Annotated in this window: 20 protein-coding genes; 8 read left to right on the top strand and 12 right to left on the bottom strand. The window is 61.8% G+C overall.

The window, feature by feature from the left end:
- The first annotated feature begins 150 nt into the window (after positions 1–150).
- Positions 151–1779 (top strand): IS1634 family transposase, encoded by a 1629-nt coding sequence (locus tag AC56QX_RS24230; protein ID WP_497111064.1) that lies wholly within the window; start codon positions 151–153, stop codon positions 1777–1779.
- A gap of 169 nt (positions 1780–1948) precedes the next feature.
- On the opposite strand, the gene AC56QX_RS24235 is transcribed toward AC56QX_RS24230, so the two are convergent.
- On the bottom strand, positions 1949–3214 hold the full coding sequence (locus tag AC56QX_RS24235; protein WP_497111065.1) for an NAD(P)/FAD-dependent oxidoreductase: 1266 nt from the start codon (positions 3212–3214) through the stop codon (positions 1949–1951).
- 164 nt (positions 3215–3378) lie between these two features.
- Between AC56QX_RS24235 and AC56QX_RS24240 the strand changes: the two genes are divergently transcribed.
- Complete coding sequence (locus AC56QX_RS24240) at positions 3379–4029, top strand: 5-formyltetrahydrofolate cyclo-ligase (protein ID WP_497111066.1); 651 nt, start codon at positions 3379–3381, stop codon at positions 4027–4029.
- A gap of 287 nt (positions 4030–4316) precedes the next feature.
- Here AC56QX_RS24240 and AC56QX_RS24245 read toward each other — a convergent pair whose 3' ends face one another.
- Entirely contained in the window at positions 4317–5354 is a 1038-nt protein-coding gene (locus AC56QX_RS24245) for an IS110 family RNA-guided transposase (RefSeq protein ID WP_497111068.1), read from the bottom strand.
- 291 nt (positions 5355–5645) lie between these two features.
- Between AC56QX_RS24245 and AC56QX_RS24250 the strand changes: the two genes are divergently transcribed.
- On the top strand, positions 5646–6056 hold the full coding sequence (locus AC56QX_RS24250) for a hypothetical protein (RefSeq protein WP_497111069.1): 411 nt from the start codon (positions 5646–5648) through the stop codon (positions 6054–6056).
- On the opposite strand, the gene AC56QX_RS24255 is transcribed toward AC56QX_RS24250, so the two are convergent.
- Positions 6053–6526, bottom strand: coding sequence for an Lrp/AsnC family transcriptional regulator (locus tag AC56QX_RS24255; RefSeq protein WP_013531467.1), 474 nt, complete (start codon positions 6524–6526; stop codon positions 6053–6055). The two genes, AC56QX_RS24250 and AC56QX_RS24255, sit on opposite strands and share 4 nt — an antisense overlap.
- Before the next feature lie 157 nt (positions 6527–6683).
- Between AC56QX_RS24255 and ald the strand changes: the two genes are divergently transcribed.
- Positions 6684–7799 (top strand): alanine dehydrogenase, encoded by a 1116-nt coding sequence (ald, locus tag AC56QX_RS24260; protein WP_027045017.1) that lies wholly within the window; start codon positions 6684–6686, stop codon positions 7797–7799.
- Positions 7800–8072: 273 nt separating this feature from the next.
- Positions 8073–9305: an outer membrane protein gene (locus AC56QX_RS24265; protein ID WP_497111070.1), complete on the top strand. Its 1233-nt coding sequence runs from the start codon at positions 8073–8075 to the stop codon at positions 9303–9305.
- A 280-nt stretch (positions 9306–9585) separates the two neighbouring features.
- Here the strand turns inward: AC56QX_RS24265 and AC56QX_RS24270 are convergent, their stop codons facing one another.
- The 6 genes from AC56QX_RS24270 to AC56QX_RS24295 all read right to left on the bottom strand — a co-directional run bounded on the left by AC56QX_RS24270 (position 9586) and on the right by AC56QX_RS24295 (position 14193).
- Positions 9586–10053, bottom strand: coding sequence for a DUF1203 domain-containing protein (locus tag AC56QX_RS24270; protein ID WP_497111071.1), 468 nt, complete (start codon positions 10051–10053; stop codon positions 9586–9588).
- Between the two features lie 182 nt (positions 10054–10235).
- Entirely contained in the window at positions 10236–10793 is a 558-nt protein-coding gene (locus AC56QX_RS24275; RefSeq protein WP_497111072.1) for an OmpA family protein, read from the bottom strand.
- A gap of 116 nt (positions 10794–10909) precedes the next feature.
- Positions 10910–11473, bottom strand: a complete 564-nt coding sequence (locus AC56QX_RS24280; protein WP_497117868.1) for a GNAT family N-acetyltransferase — start codon at positions 11471–11473, stop codon at positions 10910–10912.
- A 5-nt stretch (positions 11474–11478) separates the two neighbouring features.
- Positions 11479–12375 (bottom strand): 3-mercaptopyruvate sulfurtransferase, encoded by an 897-nt coding sequence (gene sseA, locus AC56QX_RS24285; protein ID WP_497111073.1) that lies wholly within the window; start codon positions 12373–12375, stop codon positions 11479–11481.
- Positions 12376–12415: 40 nt separating this feature from the next.
- Positions 12416–13159 carry an alanyl-tRNA editing protein gene (locus AC56QX_RS24290; RefSeq protein WP_497117869.1) on the bottom strand — a complete coding sequence of 248 codons (744 nt, stop codon included), beginning with the start codon at positions 13157–13159 and terminating at the stop codon, positions 12416–12418.
- The gene (locus AC56QX_RS24295) at positions 13159–14193 is read right to left on the bottom strand and encodes a cysteine synthase A (protein ID WP_497111074.1); all 1035 of its coding nucleotides are present in this window, start codon (positions 14191–14193) and stop codon (positions 13159–13161) included. Before AC56QX_RS24295 ends, AC56QX_RS24290 begins: the two co-directional genes overlap by 1 nt.
- Positions 14194–14520: 327 nt before the next feature.
- Here AC56QX_RS24295 and AC56QX_RS24300 point away from each other — a divergent pair, with 327 nt between their 5' ends.
- Positions 14521–15342, top strand: a complete 822-nt coding sequence (locus tag AC56QX_RS24300) for an SDR family oxidoreductase (protein ID WP_497111075.1) — start codon at positions 14521–14523, stop codon at positions 15340–15342.
- 93 nt (positions 15343–15435) lie between these two features.
- On the top strand, positions 15436–16410 hold the full coding sequence (locus AC56QX_RS24305; protein ID WP_497111076.1) for an alpha/beta hydrolase: 975 nt from the start codon (positions 15436–15438) through the stop codon (positions 16408–16410).
- Between the two features lie 106 nt (positions 16411–16516).
- Here the strand turns inward: AC56QX_RS24305 and AC56QX_RS24310 are convergent, their stop codons facing one another.
- The 3 genes from AC56QX_RS24310 to AC56QX_RS24320 all read right to left on the bottom strand — a co-directional run bounded on the left by AC56QX_RS24310 (position 16517) and on the right by AC56QX_RS24320 (position 18835).
- A complete protein-coding gene (locus AC56QX_RS24310; protein WP_497111077.1) occupies positions 16517–17941 on the bottom strand; it encodes a DEAD/DEAH box helicase in 1425 nt (474 codons plus the stop codon).
- Positions 17942–18304: 363 nt separating this feature from the next.
- Positions 18305–18592 carry a type II toxin-antitoxin system RelE/ParE family toxin gene (locus AC56QX_RS24315; RefSeq protein ID WP_497111079.1) on the bottom strand — a complete coding sequence of 96 codons (288 nt, stop codon included), beginning with the start codon at positions 18590–18592 and terminating at the stop codon, positions 18305–18307.
- 6 nt (positions 18593–18598) lie between these two features.
- Positions 18599–18835, bottom strand: a complete 237-nt coding sequence (locus tag AC56QX_RS24320; protein ID WP_497111081.1) for a transcriptional regulator — start codon at positions 18833–18835, stop codon at positions 18599–18601.
- A 63-nt stretch (positions 18836–18898) separates the two neighbouring features.
- On the opposite strand from AC56QX_RS24320, the gene AC56QX_RS24325 reads away from it, so the two are divergent.
- Positions 18899–20431, top strand: coding sequence for an acyl-CoA carboxylase subunit beta (locus AC56QX_RS24325; RefSeq protein ID WP_497117871.1), 1533 nt, complete (start codon positions 18899–18901; stop codon positions 20429–20431).
- Positions 20432–20442: the final 11 nt, after the last annotated feature.

A 20442-nucleotide genomic window follows, 5' to 3' on the forward strand; every position in this document is an offset into this window, starting at 1 on the left:
TTGGAGGTGAACGGATGGCGAACGCTGTCAGTTAAGCTATTGAATTCACTTGCCTTGAATTTCCGGCGCGAAAATGTGTGGTAACAACATTTGTGCTGTTATCGTGGTTCTGTATGGATTTGACGGCATTTATTCGCTAACAACGCTGGCATGTTTGTCGTTGAGAGAGTCGCGCGCGGCCACCGCTATCTCTACCTCGTGGAAAGTGTCCGCGACGGCAAAACCGTTCGCCAGCGCACGATAAAGGCGCTGGGCCGCAAGGATGCGCTGGTTGCCAGCGGCGAACTTGACAGATTGGCGGCCTCGATTGCGCGCCATGGCGAACGCAGCCTCATCCTGTCCGACATTGACGCGGGGCGGATTGCCTCTCGCCGCATTGGCGGTCCGCTGTTGTTCGGGCGGCTGTGGCAGCGGCTCGGGATCGGCGATGTGCTGGAAGAGGTGCTGGAGGGGCGCCAGTTCGGCTTTGCGGTGGAACGGGCGGTGTTCATTGGCACGTTGCATCGGCTGTTCGTGTCCGGCTCGGACCGCGACTGCGCGAACTGGATGGCCGATTATGGTATCGAGGGCGCCGAGGGTCTGGCGCTCCATCACTTTTACCGGGCCATGGCGTGGCTGGGCGAGGAACTCGGCGAAAAGGCGCAAGGCGCGCTGGTGGCGCGCTGCGTGAAAGACGTGATCGAGGAAAAGCTCTTCGCGCGCCGGCAGGACCTGTTCACCGACCTCAGCCTTGTGTTCATGGACACAACCTCGTTGTCCTTCCATGGCGCGGGCGGCGAGACGCTGGGCAAGCGCGGGCATTCCAAGGACTTCCGCCCCGATCTGGCGCAAATGATCCTGGCGCTGGTCGTTGATGCCGAGGGCCGGCCGATCTGCACCGAGATGGTGCCCGGCAACACCGCTGACGTGACCGTCCTGTTGCCGGTGGTCGATCGGCTGCGAACGCGCTTCGGCGTCACACGCGCCTGCGTTGTCGCCGATCGCGGCATGATCAGCGCCGATACCATCGCCGCGCTCGAAAAGCTGGGCATGGAATACATTCTGGGGGCCCGCGAACGCTCGAGCAGCGTGATCCACAACGTCGTGCTCAATGACGCGGCACCGATGGTTCCGCTCGTTCTCGAGCGCCAGCGCGGTGAAACTCAGTTGTGGGTCAAAGAGGTCAAGGTCGGTAAAGACCGCTACATTGTCAGCCGCAATGACGCCGAGGCCGAGAAGGACAAGGCCGACCGCCAGGCGATCATCGCCGGCCTCGAGGCACAGCTCAAGAAGGGCGACAAGGCACTGGTCGGCAACTCGGCCTACCGGCGTTACCTCAAGGCCAGCGGCAAGAACTTCAAGATCGATGTCGGCAAGCTTGCCGAGGAAGCCCGGTACGACGGCCTCACCGTGGTGCGGACCAACGCGAAGGTGACCCCGCTCCAGGCCGTGCTGCGGTATCGCGATTTGCTCGAGGTCGAGAGCCTGTTCCGCGCCGCCAAGGCAACCTTCAATACCCGGCCGATCTTCCACCAATCCGATGCCGCCATCCGCGGGCATGTGTTTTGCTCGTTCCTGGCGCTCGTGCTCAGCAAGGAACTGCGCCGCCTCTGCCGGGCCAAAGGCCTGACGCCCGAATGGCAGCCGCTCCTACGCGATCTCGACCGCCTCCAGGAAGCCACCATCGAAAAGGATGGTCGCATCGTCACAACCAGAACTCACGTTACGGGCCAAGTGGGCAACGTCTTCAAGGCATCTGGCATCGCTCTGCCACACAACCTCGACGAACAACTCGCCTGAGATCATCCCCAAAATGTAGTGGTAACACGCGCCGGCGCGCGCCTAACGTGCTGATATAATAACATATTCTTACAGGCGGTGTTTAAGTGGGGTCAAGAAGTCGCGCGCATTGGAGCGCCAGTCGATCAGCGACAGATGACGCGCGGATGAATGCGACAGTGAAGAAAAGTCAGGTCTTGTCGTCGTCGCCCTGGGTGATCAGCCGGGCACTGCGCTGGCCTGTGACGTAGATCCATAGCCAGCTCAAGGAAACCGCAAGCCGGTTGCGGAAGCCGATCAGAAAATAGATATGCGCAATGCCCCACAGCCACCAGGCGAGCCAGCCCGTGAGCTTGATCCAGCCGAAATCGATCGCGGCGGCGCGTTTGCCGATCGTCGCCAGATCGCCGGCATGTTTGTAGTGAAATGGCCGCGTGGTGCTATCGCCGCCGAGCCTGGCCTTGATGGTCGCCGCGACATGGCGGCCCTCCTGCTTGGCGGAAGGCGCCACGCCGGGTACCGGCCGTCCATCGGGCCGCAGCACAAGGGCGGCGTCGCCGATGACAAAAATCTCCGGGCTGCCGGGCACGCTGAGGTCGGGCTCGACGAGCACCCTGCCGGCGCGGTCCGCCTTCGCTCCCAGCCATTCGGCGGCGGGCGAAGCGGCAACACCGGCTGCCCACAGGATCGTTCTCGCCTCCAGTTGCTTGTCGCCAAACACAACACCTTCGGCGTCGCAGCGCGTTACAGCCCGGCCGAGTTCGACCGTCACGCCAAGCCGCTCGAGCGCCCTGCTGGCATAGTCGGAGAGTTTTGGCGCGAAATTGGCGAGGATGCGGTCGCCGGCCTCGATCAGCACCACGCGCGTTTGCCGCGTATCGATGTTGCGGAACTCGCCGCGCAGCGTGTCGTGCGCCAGCTCAACGATGGTGCCGGCCAGTTCCACGCCGGTCGGCCCACCGCCGACGATCGCAATTGTCAGCAGCGCCTGGCGTTTGGCGGGATCGGTTTCCCGCTCGGCCTGCTCGAAGGCCAGGAGAATGCGACGCCGGATGGTGGTGGCGTCCTCAAGCGTTTTCAGGCCCGGCGCGAAAGGCTCCCATTCATCGTGGCCGAAATAGGCATGGCGTGCGCCGGTGGCGAGCACCAGCGTGTCGTAGGTGACGGCGCTGCCGTCATCGAGCAACACGCGTTTGCCGGCACGGTCGACGCCGGTGACGTTGGCCAGCAGCGTCGTCACGTCCTTGCGCTTGCGCAGGAGGTGACGGATCGGCCAGGCAACCTCGGAGGTTGCCAGTGCCGTCGTCGCCACCTGGTAGAGCAGCGGCTGGAAAAGATGATGGTTGCGCTTGTCGATCATGGTGATGCGCACCGGTGCGCCCGACAGCCCGCGGGTGAGTTCGAGGCCGCCGAAACCCGCGCCGACAACGACGACATGATGGCTGGCTTCGTTCATCTCATTCACCCTGCCGGTAAGATTGCCTACCGTAGATGTAGGTATTTTTGTGCAATGCAGCAACAGAAGGACAGTGCCCGGGACTCGTCGTCCCATGTCGTGAACGCACAAGATGCATCGTGTCGCGAGGTATAGCGTCATCGAACAGGCTTACGAGGTAAGGCATGGCCAACGATCATGACGACCTGGCTCCGGCGCAGTATTCCTCGCCGCCCTGCTTCATGCATGAACTCGATCCCGCGTTTCAGACATCGCTGTCGGACTGGGCAGATGTGAGACGCTGGCGCAAGGCAGAGCGCGAACGCCTGATCGCGGCTCGCCTCGCTGTTTCGGCCGACGCCAGAACGGCCATGTCCCAGCGTATTGCCGAAGGGCTCGACGCGATCATCGGCGCGGTCAGTGGCCGCATGGTCAGTCTTTACTGGCCGTTTCGCGGTGAGCCGGATTTGCGGCCATGGATGGCATCCGTCAATGATCGCGGCGGCCGCACGGCGCTGCCCATCGTCGTCGAGAAAGGGCAACCGCTGATCTTCCGTGCCTACAAATCCGGCGACCGGTTGGAAAAAGGCATCTGGAACATCCCGATCCCGGCCGAGGGCGATCCGGTGCTGCCCGACATCGTCATCTCGCCGATCGTCGGCATTGATCCGGCAAATTATCGCCTGGGCTATGGCGGCGGCTTCTTCGACCGCACGCTGGCCGCCATGCCGTTCAAGCCGCTGGTCATCGGCGTCGGCTACGAACTGCAGCGCATCGCCACCATCTATCCGCAGCCGCACGACATTCCAATGGATCGGATGGTGACGGAGGCCTGAGAGCCTTCTCTGATTGGGGTCGTTGAGGTCAAGATGCTCCTGCACTTTTTTCTGGACCGTTCCGTGGGTCACTCGCTTCTCTTCGCGGTCGGCGCTCTGGCCGCCGCATGATGGGGTCAGGAGAGCGAGGCGTCTCAATCTGTTTCACGACTTTGCCGAGTTTTGGCCGGCAGGTTCGGGACTCTCAACGAGATCGCCTCGCCCATCGTCCCCACGGAACGATCCGGGCATCGCCCTTTCGGGCGAAGGCTTTGTTCGTGTTGCGTGTTCCTTTGATTGGCCTCGGTTCACGCCGCCACCGCGGCAGGCTCCTTTCCAAAGCGGAATTCGGTTGCCTCGGCCCACATGCGATGCAGGATGACCGCCAGCTTGCGGGCCACCGCCACCCGCGCCCGCGCCATGCCCCGGCGCCTGGCGATGGTCATGCCCCAGGCCCTGAGGCTCGACCACTTCTTCGATCGCACGAGCAGCGAATGCGCTGCCTCGTAGAGGGCGGTGCGGGCGAGTTCATCGCCGCAGCGGCTGACCCTTCCCTGGATGTCGGTCTCGCCGGACTGGTAGCGCGCCGGCGTCAGCCCCAGATGCGCCCCTACCGCCCGCGACGAGCCGAACCGCTCCGGCCGGTCGATCGTGGCGCGGAAGGCAAGCGCGGTGATCGGCCCGACGCCCGGCGCGCTCATCAGCCGCCGGCAGACTTCCTCCTTGCGCACGATATCGAGAACCTGCTTGGTCAGGCGGGCGAACTCTCCCAGCATGACGGCGAGGATCGCAAGCAGCGGCTCGACCATCGCCATCATCTGGGCGTCGGCGCCGGCCAGTTCCCGCACGCGGCCGGCAAAAGCGCTGCGCGACGGCAAGCCCAGTTTGACGCCGGCCTCGCGCAGCATCGCCCGCACCACGTTCTCGATCGAACGCATCTCGTTCAGCACCGTGCGGCGGGCAACCAGCAGCGAGCGCCAAAGCCGGCACTGCCGGCTCTTGACGTGCACCTGCTGATACCAGCCGGTGCGCATGATCTGCGCCAGCGCGCGGGCGTCATTGCGATCGGTCTTGTTGGGCATGGTCTTCATCGCCGCATTGGCCTGCCGCGTCTCGATGCAGATCGCCGGCAAGCCTTCGGCGTGCAATCCATCGTGAAGCCAGGCCGTCAGCGAGCACGCTTCCAGGCCGATCCGCTCAAGCGGCAAGCCGGTCCCCTTCAGCGCTTCACACAACGCCTGCGGATCGCTCAACGCTCTCGCCTCCTTCACGATCCGGCCAGTCTCGTCGACAATGCAAATAGAGGTCTCTTCCAAAGACACGTCCAGTCCGGCAAAGTACTTCATGGCTGCTCCTTCCAAATGTTTGTGGCGACTCACATCGACCACGTTTTCACATTTCGACAGGAGCAGCCGCCATCATCTGGCTCGGCCGAGACCCCAATCACCCCATCTGTTTCGGGAAATTCTCCATACTTCCGCCGCGCGGCAGCGCAGATGTCACGTGACAAAAATCCGACTTGGTCGATAAATAATCTGACCTTTGAGCGGACCATCCTGCGTCGGACCGTTTCGACATGCGCTCTGGGCGGATCCAACGGTCGCTCTTGGACTGGCTGTTTCACAACAGGTGATAAGATGATCGGACGAACTGCCGTAGCTGCCCTTGTCATCGCGTTTTCCTTGTCGCCTGCGCATGCGAAACCACATCGTTTGCCGAGCGACTACAAATGGGGCCGTTGCCTGCTTGTTGTTGACGGTCAGACCCGCATATCCGGAAAATGCTCCTATCAAATCGAGGCGGGCGGCGATTTCAATATCCAGGGGCCCCGGCAAGTTTTTGCGGGTATCGACTATCCCGATACACATAGCGGGGCCGGTGAAATGTCCCGGGATTACTGGGCAGATGTCTACAAGGACGGTGATGTTTGGGCCGGCTACAGCAACTCCGAAATTGACGAAACGCACGGTGACGAACGTTGGGAAGCACTTCGCCGCGAAGGCGCCTGCTATGTCGGCAAGGACGTCCGGGTGTGCCTTTGGCGCTAAGCCATTTCCGGCTTCATGCCCATCGCCGTGCGGTCGACGATCTCACGCAAGGCGAATGACGAGTTGATCTTCGTCACATGCGGCATCGCCGACAGCCACTCCTTGTGGATCCGTTCATAGTCGACCAGGTCTTTTGCTGCGATGCGCAGGATGTAGTCGTATTCGCCCGACATCAGGTGGCAGGACAGCACGTTGGGGCAACGCTTGATCGCCGCCTCGAAATCCGACAGCGTCTTCTCGAACTGGCCCGACAGCGATATATGCACGATCGCCGTCATCTGATGACCAAGGGCTGCGTTGGAAAGCCGCGCGTGGTAGCCGCGAATGGTTCCGGATTTTTCCAGATTATCAAGCCGGCGCGAACAGGCCGATTGCGACAGGCCAACCTTCTCGGCGAGCGCCGCATTGGGTATCCTGCCATCCTTCTGCAAAGCCTCGAGAATGGCGATATCAATCCTGTCGAGCGGCATTTTTCGTGAATCCTGCGAATATCCGACTATTTCGCGCAACGATTATCGAAACCTGACCGTCCGCGCAAGCGCATTCGCAAACACTTGCGAGCCGATTCATGGTTCACTTCACCCATACAGGGAGTGAGCCCAAAAGGGCCCGGATCAGGAGAAGACAATGCGCGTCGGCTGCCCCAAGGAAATCAAGAACCACGAATATCGTGTCGGCCTCACGCCAGGCGCGGTCCGCGAATATGTGGCGCATGGCCACGAAGTGCTGGTCGAGACCGGCGCTGGCGCCGGCATCGGCGCCGATGACAATGCCTATCGTGCTGCCGGCGCCACCATCGCCAAGACCGCTGCCGACGTGTTCGCCAAGTCGGACATGATCGTCAAGGTCAAGGAGCCGCAGCCCAATGAGTGGGTGCAGTTGCGTGACGGCCAGATCCTGTACACCTATCTTCACCTGGCTCCGGATCCGGAACAGACCAAGGGCCTGCTCGCTTCGGGCGTGACCGCAATCGCCTATGAGACCGTGACCGACGACCGCGGCGGCCTGCCGCTGCTGGCGCCGATGTCGGAAGTCGCCGGCCGCCTGTCGATCCAGGCCGGCGCGACGGCGCTGCAGAAGGCCAATGGCGGCCGCGGCGTTCTGCTCGGCGGCGTGCCCGGCGTGCTGCCCGGCAAGGTCACCGTGCTCGGCGGCGGCGTCGTCGGCCTGCACGCGGCCCGCATGGCCGCCGGCCTTGGCGCCGACGTCACCATCATCGACCGCTCGATCCCGCGCCTGCGCCAACTCGACGACCTCTTCGCTGGCCGTGTCCACACCCGCTATTCGACCGTCGAGGCGCTCGAGGAAGAATGCTTCTCGGCCGACATCGTCGTCGGCGCCGTGCTGATCCCGGGTGCTGCCGCACCCAAGCTCGTCACCCGCGAAATGCTGTCCGGCATGAAGAAGGGCTCGGTGCTGGTCGACGTCGCCATCGACCAGGGCGGCTGCTTCGAGACCTCGCATGCGACGACTCACGCCGAGCCCACCTACGAGGTCGACGGCGTCATCCACTATTGCGTTGCCAACATGCCAGGTGCCGTGCCGGTCACCTCGGCCCATGCGCTGAACAATGCGACGCTGCACTACGGCCTGCAGCTTGCCGACAAGGGCCTCAAGGCGCTGGTCGACGACCATCATTTGCGCAACGGCCTCAATGTCCACAAGGGCAAGATCACGAATCGTGCGGTGGCCGAAGCGCTGGGCTACGAACTGGTCGAGCCGAAAGCTGTTCTGGCCGCCTGATACACCCAGAAAAAGTCAACTTGCTGTTGTTGCCCGCCGGTTCGTTCCGGCGGGCTTTTTCTTGGTCGATCTAGGGTGGCAAGCCTGGTTACTGGGCGGATCGGTGTCAGTTGCAGGGGTGGGTTTACCCACAACTGTTGCATATTTGTCATTCCAAATCTGGCCGAGTCCCTGCTAGAGACATGGTGGGTTTATTGATTAGGGGTTTGGGCAATGTTTCTTCGCGTTTCTGCGAAATCTTTCCTTTTGGGTGCCGTTTCTGCAGTGGCTTTGATGTCGGCTGCACATGCGGCTGATGTGGTGCAGCCTGTTGAGGCGTCCGGTTTCAACTGGAGTGGTGCTTATGTCGGCATCGGTGGTGGCTTCGGCGCCAGTGTGCACAAGTTCAGCGTCGCGCCGATTGTCGACTTCAACGGCATCGGCGGCAACGGCGTATTCGGCGAACTGACCGCCGGTTATGACTATATGGTTTCCGAGCGTTTCCTCCTGGGCGGGTTCATTGACGCCAACGGCGGAAACATCGGGCCGTCGATCAGCATTCCAGGTACCGATATCGACCTGACCAATTCCTACGGTTTCGATGTCGGCCTGCGCGCTGGCTATCTTCTGAACCCCACCACGCTCGGCTATGTGCTCGGCGGTTACAGCTGGCAGCATTTCAAACTTGATGGATCGGGCCTTGCCGATGGGCTGAGCTTTACCGAAAACCGGGGCGGCTATGTGCTCGGCGCTGGCATGGAAACCGTGCTGAGCGGCAATTGGACATTGAAGACCGAATATCGCTATGCCAATTATGGCGACAAGTCGGTTCTTGATTTTGGCGGCGGTTCTCTGAACGTCGAGCCATCCACCCACACCTTCCATATCGCTGCCAACTATCGCTTCGGCGCGCAGAACGGTGGTGGTGCTTCATTTGCGGCCCCGACCTACAACTGGACCGGCTTCTATGTTGGTGGCGCGCTTGGCGCCGGCACGGCGGTTCACGACCTTGGCGTCGACCTTGGTGGCGGTGCTCTCGATCTCAATGGCATTGGCAGCGAAGGCGTGTTTGGCGAAGCCAGCATTGGTTATGACTATGATTTCGGCAGCTGGGTTGCCGGTGTACAGCTCGATGGCAGCTATTCTGGAATTCGCTCGAAACTCGACATCCCTGGCGGCTCGATCAAGCTCGACAATGATTACGGCTTCGATGCTTTGGCCCGCGTCGGCGCCAAGGTCAATGAATCGACCCTAGCCTATGTCATCGGCGGCTACAGCTACCAGCATTTCGACCTCAAAGCTTCAGATCCGATCGGCGACATCATCGACTGGGGCAAGAGTGGCTTCACGATCGGTGGCGGCCTCGAAACGGCGGTATCCAACAATATGACTGTTGGCCTTGAATATCGCTATTCGCAGTTCGGCAAGAAGGACTTTTCGTCCGAATTCGGAGCGCCGGATGGTACGCTGACGGACAAGGCTTCGTTCCAGACCGTTCGTATCGGCGCGAAATACAAGTTCAATTAAAGTAAGCCCCTCCAGGCAAACAGTCGAAGCCCGTCGGCCTAGCCGGCGGGCTTTTTGCCTTGAAGACTTTGTGCTGGACCCCAGAGCAATTCCCAAGGGAAAGCGCTATGCGCTTTTCCTGGATTGCTCGACGCAACAAAAAAGCGGAGCCAAAGCCCCGCTTCCTCGATATCGAGATTGCCGCCGGTTCATCCGCGGTCGGCCAATCGATCGACACTGGCTTTCTATCTGATCTATGCGACGGGAGTACGACAGGCCCCCTGACCGCATTCCCTGCGGTTCAGGCCCGTTCAATCCGGCACTGGTAGCAGTTGTTGCGCGCCGAGCGGACATGCACGTAGGCAATGTCGTCGCGTTCGAACAAAGTCTCGGCTCGCGCTGCAATTGCCTCGGTCGGGATGACTCCGCCGCTGCCGTAGACGATGCGGTCATCCCTGCCATAACCGCGCACGATGTAGTCCGGGCTTTCGAGGATCTCGGGAAGCATTTCGCTCCCGGCGGCGCGCTCGCATTCTTCGGCATGCAGGAAGATCGGCCCGGTTTCCGCATAGGGCTGCAGGTTCGGGAACGGCCGATAGGCGAGAATGAGATAGGCGTCGCCGGCTGCGATGTTCCTTAGACAATGCCGGCAAGGCATGCCGTCGCCGTCGGAGATGTTCCGCTCGGGCGTGTGGCCGTAAGCATCGGGTCCACCACGCTGCAGAGCTCTTACAGATTCGGTAGGCAGCGCCTTGAACTGAATGGTCATCGTGAAAACCTCCGGTGTTGTCGACCGGAAACTATGCGCACGGGCCAATGCTTCCCACCCGATTCCTGCCAAGGGATCGAGGGACCGATCCGATGTCGGCGATCAGTCCCTCATATAGATAAAGGCACCAGCGCCAACCCGGTGAAGTAAGCCGGCCAATGAAGCACTGGCCGAACCCCAAATCAGCGGATGAAATCGTCAAAGCGTCGCAATGTCACCCGGCGATTCTGCCAGTTTTCGTTCTGCGTCGGCACCAGCAGAAACTCCTCGCCATAGCCGACAGTTTCCAAGGCATAGCCGGGTACGCCGAACTCGCGCACCAGCGTACGTTTCAGCGAAGCGGCGCGCTGCTCGGACAGGATCTGGTTCGACTGGAAGGAGCCGACGGCATCGGTGTGCCCTTCGATCAGCACGCGGGCACGGGGATCGCGGCGCAGGATGCGTTGCAGCGCGTCGGCAATATTGTCGATCTTGTCGTACTGCGAACTGGCAATGGCGGCCGAGCCGAAGGCGAAATTGATCGACTGGATGTCGATCGAGCGCGCCATGCGGCGCAGATCCGGCCGGCGCTTGAATTCGCGGATGGTGACGCGCTCGTTCGGCCGCAACTTCACCCGGGGTGCCGCCTCGAGCTTGCGCTCGATCGTCGCGGCCGAAGGCGTCGTCGCCTGGGCGGCGGCAAGGCTCGGCATGGCAATGGCTGCGATCAGCGCGGCGGCCAGGGTACGGCGTGTCAGCATGTCTTTTCTCCTTCGGCCTCTGCCGCATTGACGATGCGGGCAAGATGCCAAAGACAGGCTGAAGCGCGGATGAACGAGTGGTTCAGGTTTCGCGCTGGTGTCGGCTTCCGGCTGAATCAGGGCCGCATGACGCTGGCCGAGCGCTCGGCGAAAGGCAGCGGATGCACGACCTCTTTCTTCTGCGCGACCGGCTTGAAACCGAGCTTCTGGTAGAGCGGCAGAGCCGCCGGATGGTCCAGCGTGCAGGTCTGCACCGTCACCCGTTTCGGCCCATGCGACCAGGCGGCTGAAATCGCCGAGCCCAGGAACCAGCGGCCAATACCTTGCCCGGTGGCATGTTCCATCATGCCGAAATAGGCGAGCTCGACTTCATCGGGCAGATGCGGCTTGAGATCGAAGAAGCCGGCCGGCGCACCGTCGAGATAAAGCACCCTGATGTCGCGATCCTCACGGTGGATTCCCGCCGAAAGCTCCTCATCATTCAGCCTGAGAACATTCACCCAGTGCCATTTGCGCCCGACCCGATCCATCAAATAGCGATAAAAATGCAAGGGAATTTCCCTGGTCTTCAGCAGCGCGACCTGGCGGTTGTAGGGCACTGGCGGCGAGACGGCAGGAGGGGCATGCATTTCGAGAAAAGTCACCGTGACTTCAATGTCCTGCAGCACGCCGTTTTCCATCGCGTTCATTCCTTGCCGGTCTTATCGGGGCCGGTCTTATCGGGGCCGGTCTTCGCGGGGCCGGTCACGACAGGCGTGTCGGAGAGCCCGCCCCACTCGGTCCATGAGCCGTCATAGAGCCTGTTGTCGGTGTGGCCAAGCGTCTCCAGCGCCAGAGTGATCACCGCGGCGGTGACACCTGAGCCGCAAGATGTGACGACGGGCTTCGACAGGTCGATGCCTGCCGCCTCGATCACTTTGCGCAAACGGTCCTTCGACAGCAGCATGCCGTTTTCCGACAGTGCGGAGTACGGCACATTGCGCGCGCCCGGCATATGGCCGGAGCGGATTCCCGCTCGAGGCTCGGGTTCGGCACCAGTAAAGCGGCCAGGTCCACGGGCATCGGCAATTTGGCTGGCCCTGGTCTCGACGATCCCGCGCATGTCGGCGAGGCTGGCGACGCGGCCGGCGTCGAAATCGGCATGGAACACACTCGGCGCGATCTTCGTCGGCTCGGACGTTACCGGCCGGCCGGCCGCTTTCCAGCCATCGAAACCGCCATCCAGAACATAGGTCTGGAAGACGCCCATGATGCGGAACATCCACCATGCCCGGGGCGCCGAGAAGAACCCCGGACCGTCATAAATGACGATGGTGTCGTCGGCCGAGACGCCCATCGCACCGACATATTGGGCAAAATGCTGAGGTGATGGCAGGGTGTGCGGGAAAGCGGCGTCGGGATCCGAAACCGCATCCTGATCCAGGAAACGGGCGCCGGGAATGTGGGCCGCCTCGTATTCGGCGCGCGCGTCGCGCTTTTGCGCCGGCAGGTACCAGGACGCGTCAATGATCGTCAGGCCCGGCTCGCCGAGGCGCCCCTGCAACCAGTCCGCATCGACGATAAAAGGACTGTCTTCGGCCATTCTGGTTCTCTCTATCCCGGGTAAAGCAAAGCGTTGCGTGTCAAATCGCCGGCATCAGGCCAAAGCGGATGCGGAAGCGCCTGTTTTCACGGCCCTTCTTTTCGATCTTGCCGATATGGATTTCGCCGATTTCGCCGGTGCTTTTCACATGCGTGCCACCGCAGGGCTGGCTATCGACCGCGCCATTCTCACCGATGCAGACCAGGCGGATCTTGCCGGTGCCGACCGGCGGCCGGACGTTCTTGGACTTCACCAGGCCAGGATTCGCGGCGAGTTCCTCGTCGCTGATCAGCCTGGTGAAAATCGGATGATCGGCGCGCACCAGGTCCATCAGGCTCGCCGTCACCTCTTCCTTCGAGAAGCTGGCGTCCGGGATGTCGAAATCGACACGGCTGTCGTCCTCGGAAACCGAAGCCCCCGTGATTGGAAACGGGCAGACGACTGTAAGCAGGTGACAGGCCGCATGCATGCGCATCAGGAGATGCCGCCGTTCCCAGTCGATGGTCAGTTTGACCTTCTCGCCAACCGCCAAGGCCACCTGCTCCGGCGCCGGCACATGGATGATTTCGTCCTTGGTTTCGCCGGTGATGGTGGCGGCAATGGCGATGCGGCTGCCATCGGCGCGTTCTAGATAGCCGGTGTCTCCCGGTTGGCCGCCTGAGGTTGCGTAGAAGATCGTGCGGTCGAGAATGATGCCACCGCGGTCATTGACGGCAACAACCTTAGCGTCCGCTGTCTTCAGATAGGCGTCGTCGCGAAACAGCGCTTCCGTCTTGTGCGCCATCATGCGACCTTTTCGAAAGGCACCGAAATCTTGCTTTGCAGTTCCATCCAGCCCGGCACCGGGAGATTCTTCTCGCGCAGGAATTCCGGGTTGAACAGCTTCGACTGGTAGCGCGTGCCGTAGTCGCAAAGAATGGTCACGATGGTGTGGCCAGGGCCCAGCTCCCTGGCCAGCCGGATGGCGCCGGCAATGTTGATGCCGGTCGAACCGCCGACACACAGGCCTTCTTCCTGGATCAAGTCGAAGACGATCGGCAGCGCGTCCTCGTCCCTGATCTGGAAGGAGAAGTCCGGCGTGAAGCCTTTGAGATTGGCGGTGATGCGCCCCTGCCCGATGCCTTCGGTGATCGAACTGCCCTCGGACTTCAATTCGCCGCTGGTGTAGAAACTGTAGAGCGCGGCGCCCAACGGGTCGGCTAGCGCGATCTTCACATTGTTGCTCCTGGCCTTCAGCCCCATGGCGACGCCGGCAAGCGTGCCGCCGGAACCGACCGCCGAAACGAACCCGTCGACCTTGCCGCCGGTCTGGGCCCAGATTTCCTGCGCCGTCGTGCGGATATGGCCGTCGCGGTTGGCGACATTGTCGAACTGGTTGGCCCAGATGGCGCCGTTCGGCTCGCTCCTGGCCATCTGCTCGGCCAGCCGTCCCGACAGCTTCACGTAATTGTTGGGGTTCTTGTAGGGCACCGCCGGCACTTCGATCAGCTCGGCGCCGAGCAACCGGATCGTGTCCTTCTTTTCCTGGCTCTGCGTATCAGGGATGACGATGACGGTGCGATAGCCCAGCGCCTTGGCGACCAGCGTCAGCCCGATGCCCGTGTTGCCGGCCGTCCCCTCGACGATGACGCCGCCCGGCTGCAACAGGCCGCGCTGTTCGGCGTCGCGAATGATGAACAGGCCGGCGCGATCCTTGACCGATTGCCCGGGATTCATGAATTCGGCCTTGCCCAGGATCTCGCAGCCGGTTTCTTCGGACGCTTTGTTGAGGCGGATCAGAGGCGTGTTGCCGATCGCGTCGATCACAGAACGGGGCATTCAGGATTCCTTGTGTGCGTACGCCGAAACCCTAGAAACCCGAAGCTTCGGTTTCAAGGCAAGAATTCGTCTGGTCCAGTCGCATTTCCGGCACCACGGTGCACGGGCGCCCTCGCGACCGGACGAATATCCTACAGTTCATTTGCACCCAACGTCGAAAAGCACTCTTTTCATTCGATTTCTTCACCGTTAGAGCAATTCCAGGAAAAGTGCGTAGCGGTTTTCCGTCCGGAATTGCTCCAAACAAAGAGATAGAGCTGATCAGCGTTTCCGTGAAACGGTGAACCGCTCTAGAGCAAGGCACCAACAAACTCGGCAGGGCGCAGCATGACACTCTATCGGGCCGATCCGAAACACGGCGTCGCCTGGGTCACGGGCGGCTCGAGCGGTATTGGCCGCTCGCTGGCCAGGGATCTGGCGTCCCAGGGCTATGCGGTGGCGGTAACGGCACTGGACGATGATCCTATCGACACGCTGATCGTCGAGACCGCGCAGATGCCGGGCAGCGTCACGGCATTTCCCTGCGACGTCAGCGACGAGCCGCGTATGGAAAGGACGGTGGCCGCGATCGAGAAGGAGCTCGGCCCCATCGTGCTCGCCGTCTTCAACGCCGGAAACTACATTTCGACACCTGGAGAGGCTCTCGTCGTCAGCGACTTTCGCAAGTCCTTCGAGGTCAATTATTTCGGCATCATCAACGGGCTGGTGCCGGTCGTGGACTATATGCGCGTGCGGGCGCGCGGCCATGTCGTGCTGGTTGGATCGGTCACCGCCTATTTCGGCTGGCCGACCACGGCCGCCTATGGCGGCACCAAGGCGGCGATCAACATCCTGGCCGAGTCGCTGAAGTACGATTTCGACAAGATGAACATCCGCGTCCAGGTGATAAACCCTGGTTTTGTCGACACGCCGCTGACCGAAAAGAACATGCTGCCAATGCCGGGCCTGATGCCGGTCAGCCGAGCGACACGCCGCATGGTGAAGGCTATCAAATCCGGCGGCTTCGAAGTCACCTTCCCGTACCGCACGAGCTGGCCGCTGAAATTTCTCAGTCTGTTGCCGAGGCCGGTCACCCGATGGGTGATCATCTTGATGACCAGTTGGAAGGCGCGGCCGCTGCATTACGAGCGTAAACCGCCCAACAAATAGGATGCGCAAAGGATTGGTGGCTTGGCTGCCTGGGCGGCCGTTGCCTGTTCATGGCCGCCGCCATAGGTTCGTAGTTGTTGCGTGGAGTCTGCGATGGGGCGACGGATCGTGCTTGCTGTGCTGGGCCTGATCGCCGTCCTTGCTCTGGCCTTCGTCCTTGGTCCACGCGTTCCCGTCGACACCACGATCCGTTTCGATCCTTCCGTCATCGGTGACGATCCGCAGGCCTATGTCGCAAAGGTGGAAGCCACCGTGCCCGGCATCCGCGACGGGCTGGAGAAGGAGATCGTCTGGGCCAACCCGATGGTGCACGCCAAGACGCCGCTGTCGATCGTCTATATCCACGGCTTCTCCGCATCGAAGGGCGAAGTCCGCCCCCTGCCCGACGACGTGGCCGACCAGCTCGACGCCAACCTCTTCTACACCCGCCTCACCGGTCACGGGCAGGACGGCGCGGCGATGACGCAAGGCAGCGTCAATGCCTGGATCAACGATTATGAGGAGGCGCTCGCCATCGGCCGGGCGATCGGCGACAAGGTGATCGTCATCTCGACCTCGACCGGCGGCTCGCTGGCGGCTTGGGCGGCAACGCAACCCGGCGCATCGGACGGGGTGGCGGCCATTGCGTTCATCTCGCCCAATTTCGGCGTGAAGGCGTCCGGCGCCCAGATCCTGACCATGCCATGGGGCAAGCAGATCGCCGAACTCGTCATCGGCAAGGAGCGCAGCTTCGTGGCGCGCAACGCCCTGCACGAAAAGCTCTGGACCACCAAATATCCGGTTGCCGCGACGCTGCCGATGCAGGCGCTGACGGAACTTGCCTATGGCGCGCCGGTGGAGAAGGCGACCATCCCGGCTTTGTTCATTTTCTCGGCTATGGACAAGGTGGTGCGGCCCGACCGCACGCGTGAGATCGCCGGACGTTGGGGTGGCGCACATGAGCTGGTGCCCATCGAAAGCAGCGGCGACCCGGACAACCATGTCATCGCCGGCGATGTGCTGTCACCATCGACCACGGCTTTCCTGGCGCAGAGAATCGCCGTCTGGGTCGAGGCGGTGGCAAAGTAACGGTCAAACGAAAGGGCGACCGAAGCATCGCTTCAGCCGCCCTCTTCTCTATCAGACAGATAACCAGCCAACTGCTAAGGTTTGGTCAGCCACCAGCCAGGCGTGGTTAAGCAGCCCGCGCCGCCGGGCGCTTGCCGCCGAAGCGGCGCTTGTTGTTGCCCTTGAAGGCCGGCTTGCTGCCTTCCGGTTTGCGCTCGCCGGCAAAGGCCGGCTTGTCGCCGAAGCGCTTCTTGCCGAAACCGCTGCCCTTGTTCTCGCCGCCCGGCCGCCTGCCGTCGCGACGGCCATTACGGTCGTTGCGATCATTGGCGGGCTCGAAACGCTCGTTCTTTTCAGCCGGATTGCGCTGCGGATCGGGGCTGCCGAGATGGTCGGCAACGATCGGCAGCTTGGTGCGGATGATGCGCTCGACCTGACGCAGCTTGCTGTTTTCCGAAGGATCGCAAAGCGTGATCGCAATGCCATCCATGCCGTTGCGGCCGGTCCGGCCGATGCGGTGGACGTAGCTTTCGGCTTCGTCCGGCAGGTCGAAATTCACGACATGGCTGATGCCGGGGACGTCGATGCCGCGCGCGGCAATGTCGGTCGCGACCAGAATGCGCACCGATCCCTCACGGAAATCGTTGAGCGCCTTCTGACGGGCGTTCTGCGACTTGTTGCCGTGAATGACGGCGGCCTTGAAGCCATCGCGCTCGAGATCCTTGGTCACCCGGTCGGCACCATGCTTGGTGCGCGAAAAGATGATGACGGACTTCATCGCTTCGTCGGCGAGCATGGCCGACAGCACCTGGCGCTTCTGCTTGGTGCGGGCGAAGACGACGCCCTGCACGATTTCGACAGCCGCGGTGCTCTGCGGCGAGACTTCGATGCGCACGGGGTTCTTCAACAGGCCCTTGGCCAGTTCGGCGATCTCATCCGGCATGGTGGCTGAAAACAGCGCCGTCTGACGATCAGGCGCGGTCGCCTTGGCAATGCGCTTGACGTCGTTGATGAAGCCCATGTCGAGCATGCGGTCGCCCTCGTCCAGCACCAGCCATTTGGTGTCGGAGAGGATCAGGTCGCCCTCGCGCACCAGGTCGGTCAACCGGCCAGGCGTGGCAATGAGGATGTCGACGCCCGGTGCAACCTTCTTCACCTGGCTGAAGCGCGAGACGCCGCCCAGCACGAGTGCAGTGGAGACATGCTGGCCTTTTGCGAGGATCTTGATGGTGTCCTCGATCTGCACCGCGAGTTCGCGGGTCGGCGCCAGGATCAGGGCCCGGGCCGTCTTGGCGCGACGCTTGGTGCCGAGCGCGATGATCTTGGACAGGATCGGCAGCGCGAAGGCCGCGGTCTTGCCGGAGCCCGTCTGCGCGATGCCGAAAATGTCACGGCCTTCCAGCTGCGGCGGGATCGCTTGCATCTGGATCGGCTTCGGTTCGGCGAAGCCGGCATTGTGGGTGGCCTTGAGCAGCGCACCCGTAATTCCCAGCGCTGCGAAACCGGTGAGTTCCGCGGAGTCGTTGCCGGGCAATGTGTTTTCGTTGGTCAAAATATTCTTCTTTCACGCGGCTCCGTGGCCGCAAACATCGATGGCGGCAGGGCGCAACCTGCCGTCGAAAAATTTGTTATGAAACGACAAGGCGGGCGGACGTAAACGTCCACTCGGCTGCGCTGTCGTGCCCGCAGGCATCATGCCACGGGGCTTTTTCGCCACTTTGTGATGTACCGGAAAGGGAGGCCGATATACCGGAAAGAGGGAAAACAGACGCAACCAGTCTCATTTGTCGAGAAGGCCGGAATCTCCCGGCCCAAGCGCCTATGGGCTGCATATGGCCGAGTTCGCCCCGGAATGCAAGGGGCGTCATGTTGCGGCGCAGCAAAAACCGACTAGGACGCGGTCGGAAATGTCCGCTCAAACCTCATCCGGCCATTTCCTGGCACCATGCTGGACAAACAAAATTTCTATCTGAGTGTCCGTGACCCGATACGCGACGATGTAGGGCGTGCCGGGAATCACCAGTTCGCGCGTGCCTTTGATCTCCCCAACGCGTCCTATGAACGGGTTGGCGGACAACAGCCGGGCGGTCTTTGAGTGAATTTCGTTGACGATCCGGGCAGCGGCCCGCGGGTTATGTTGGCCGAGGTAGTCGCCGATTGATGCAAGCTCGATCAGATAGTGTCGGGTCCAGACAATTCGCACCGAGGCTCATGCCTGACTGTGCTTATTGAGAACCGTCGCGATCTCTTCTTCGTTGGCGAAGTCGCCACGGTCGGCGGCTTCGATTCCCGCCTGAACGCCGGCAATCCACTTTTCCTGCCACGCCAGAGAACGGCCATGCGACAGGGCATCCTCGATGATCTGATCGCGAGTCAGGGTCGAGCGCGAGGTCAACATTTCAATCCGGCGGTTCAAATCCTCGGATATTTCTACGTTGTTCTTCATAGGTTTATTCTGCCATATCTGGCGAATGCCTGCCAAGAAGTATCGCGCATGGGGGACCAAGCGATGAAGGACGTGCTGAAGGAACTCGAGCGCCGGCGCGACATCGCCCGCATGGGTGGTGGCCAGGCGCGCATCGATGCCCAGCACAAGAAGGGCAAGCTTACGGCGCGAGAGCGCATCGAGGTGTTTCTCGATGAAGGCTCGTTCGAGGAATTCGACATGTATGTCGAGCACCGCTCGACCGATTTCGGCATGGAGAAAACCAAGATCGCCGGCGACGGTGTCGTTACCGGCTGGGGCACCGTCAATGGCCGCCCGGTCTACCTCTTCGCCAAGGATTTCACCGTGTTCGGCGGCTCGCTGTCCGAAGCCCATGCCGAAAAAGTCATCAAGGTGCAGGAGATGGCGCTGCGCAACCGCGCGCCGATCATCGGCATTTACGACGCTGGCGGCGCCCGCATTCAGGAGGGCGTGGCGGCCCTTGGCGGCTATGCCGAAATCTTCCAGCGCAACGTGCTGGCCTCCGGCGTCATTCCGCAGATTTCCGTGATTATGGGCCCATGCGCCGGCGGCGACGTCTATTCGCCCGCCATGACCGACTTCATCTTCATGGTGCGCGACACGTCCTACATGTTCGTCACCGGGCCGGATGTGGTGAAGACCGTCACCAACGAGACGGTGACAGCCGAGAGCCTTGGCGGCGCCTCGGTGCACACGACCAAATCCTCGATCGCCGACGGCGCCTACGACAATGACGTCGAGGCGCTCTTGCAAATGCGCCGGCTGGTCGATTTCCTGCCTGCGTCGAACACGTCGGAAATCCCCGAGATCGAATGCTACCAGTCGGTCACCGACCATGATCTTTCGCTCGACCGGCTGATCCCCGACAATGCCAACAAGCCCTACGACATCAAGGAATTGATCCTGAAGGTCGCCGATGAAACCGACTTCTTCGAAATCCAGCAGAATTTCGCCAAAAACATCGTCACCGGCTTCGGGCGGATCGAGGGCCGCACGGTCGGCTTCGTCGCCAACCAGCCGATGGTGCTGGCCGGCGTGCTCGATTCCGACGCCAGCCGCAAGGCAGCGCGCTTCGTGCGCTTCTGCGACTGTTTTTCCATACCGATCGTCACCTTCGTCGATGTCCCAGGATTCCTGCCGGGCACCGCGCAGGAATATGGCGGGCTGATCAAGCATGGCGCCAAGCTGCTCTTTGCCTATGCCGAGGCAACTGTGCCGAAGATCACCGTCATCACCCGCAAAGCTTATGGCGGTGCCTATGACGTGATGGCCTCAAAACATCTGCGCGGCGACATGAACTATGCCTGGCCGACGGCGCAGATCGCCGTCATGGGCGCCAGGGGCGCGGTCGAGATCATCTATCGCAAGGACATTGGCGACGCGGAAAAGATCGCAGCCCATACAAAGGCTTACGAGGATCGCTTCCTGTCACCCTTCGTCGCCGCCGAGCGCGGCTATGTCGATGAGGTGATCATGCCGCATTCGACCCGCCGCCGTATTGCGCGCGCGCTCAGAATGCTGCGCAACAAGGACATGCAGAACCCCTGGAAGAAGCACGACAACATTCCGCTGTGAGGTGGCCGAGG

The organism is Mesorhizobium sp. RCAM 06353 (assembly GCF_059683585.1).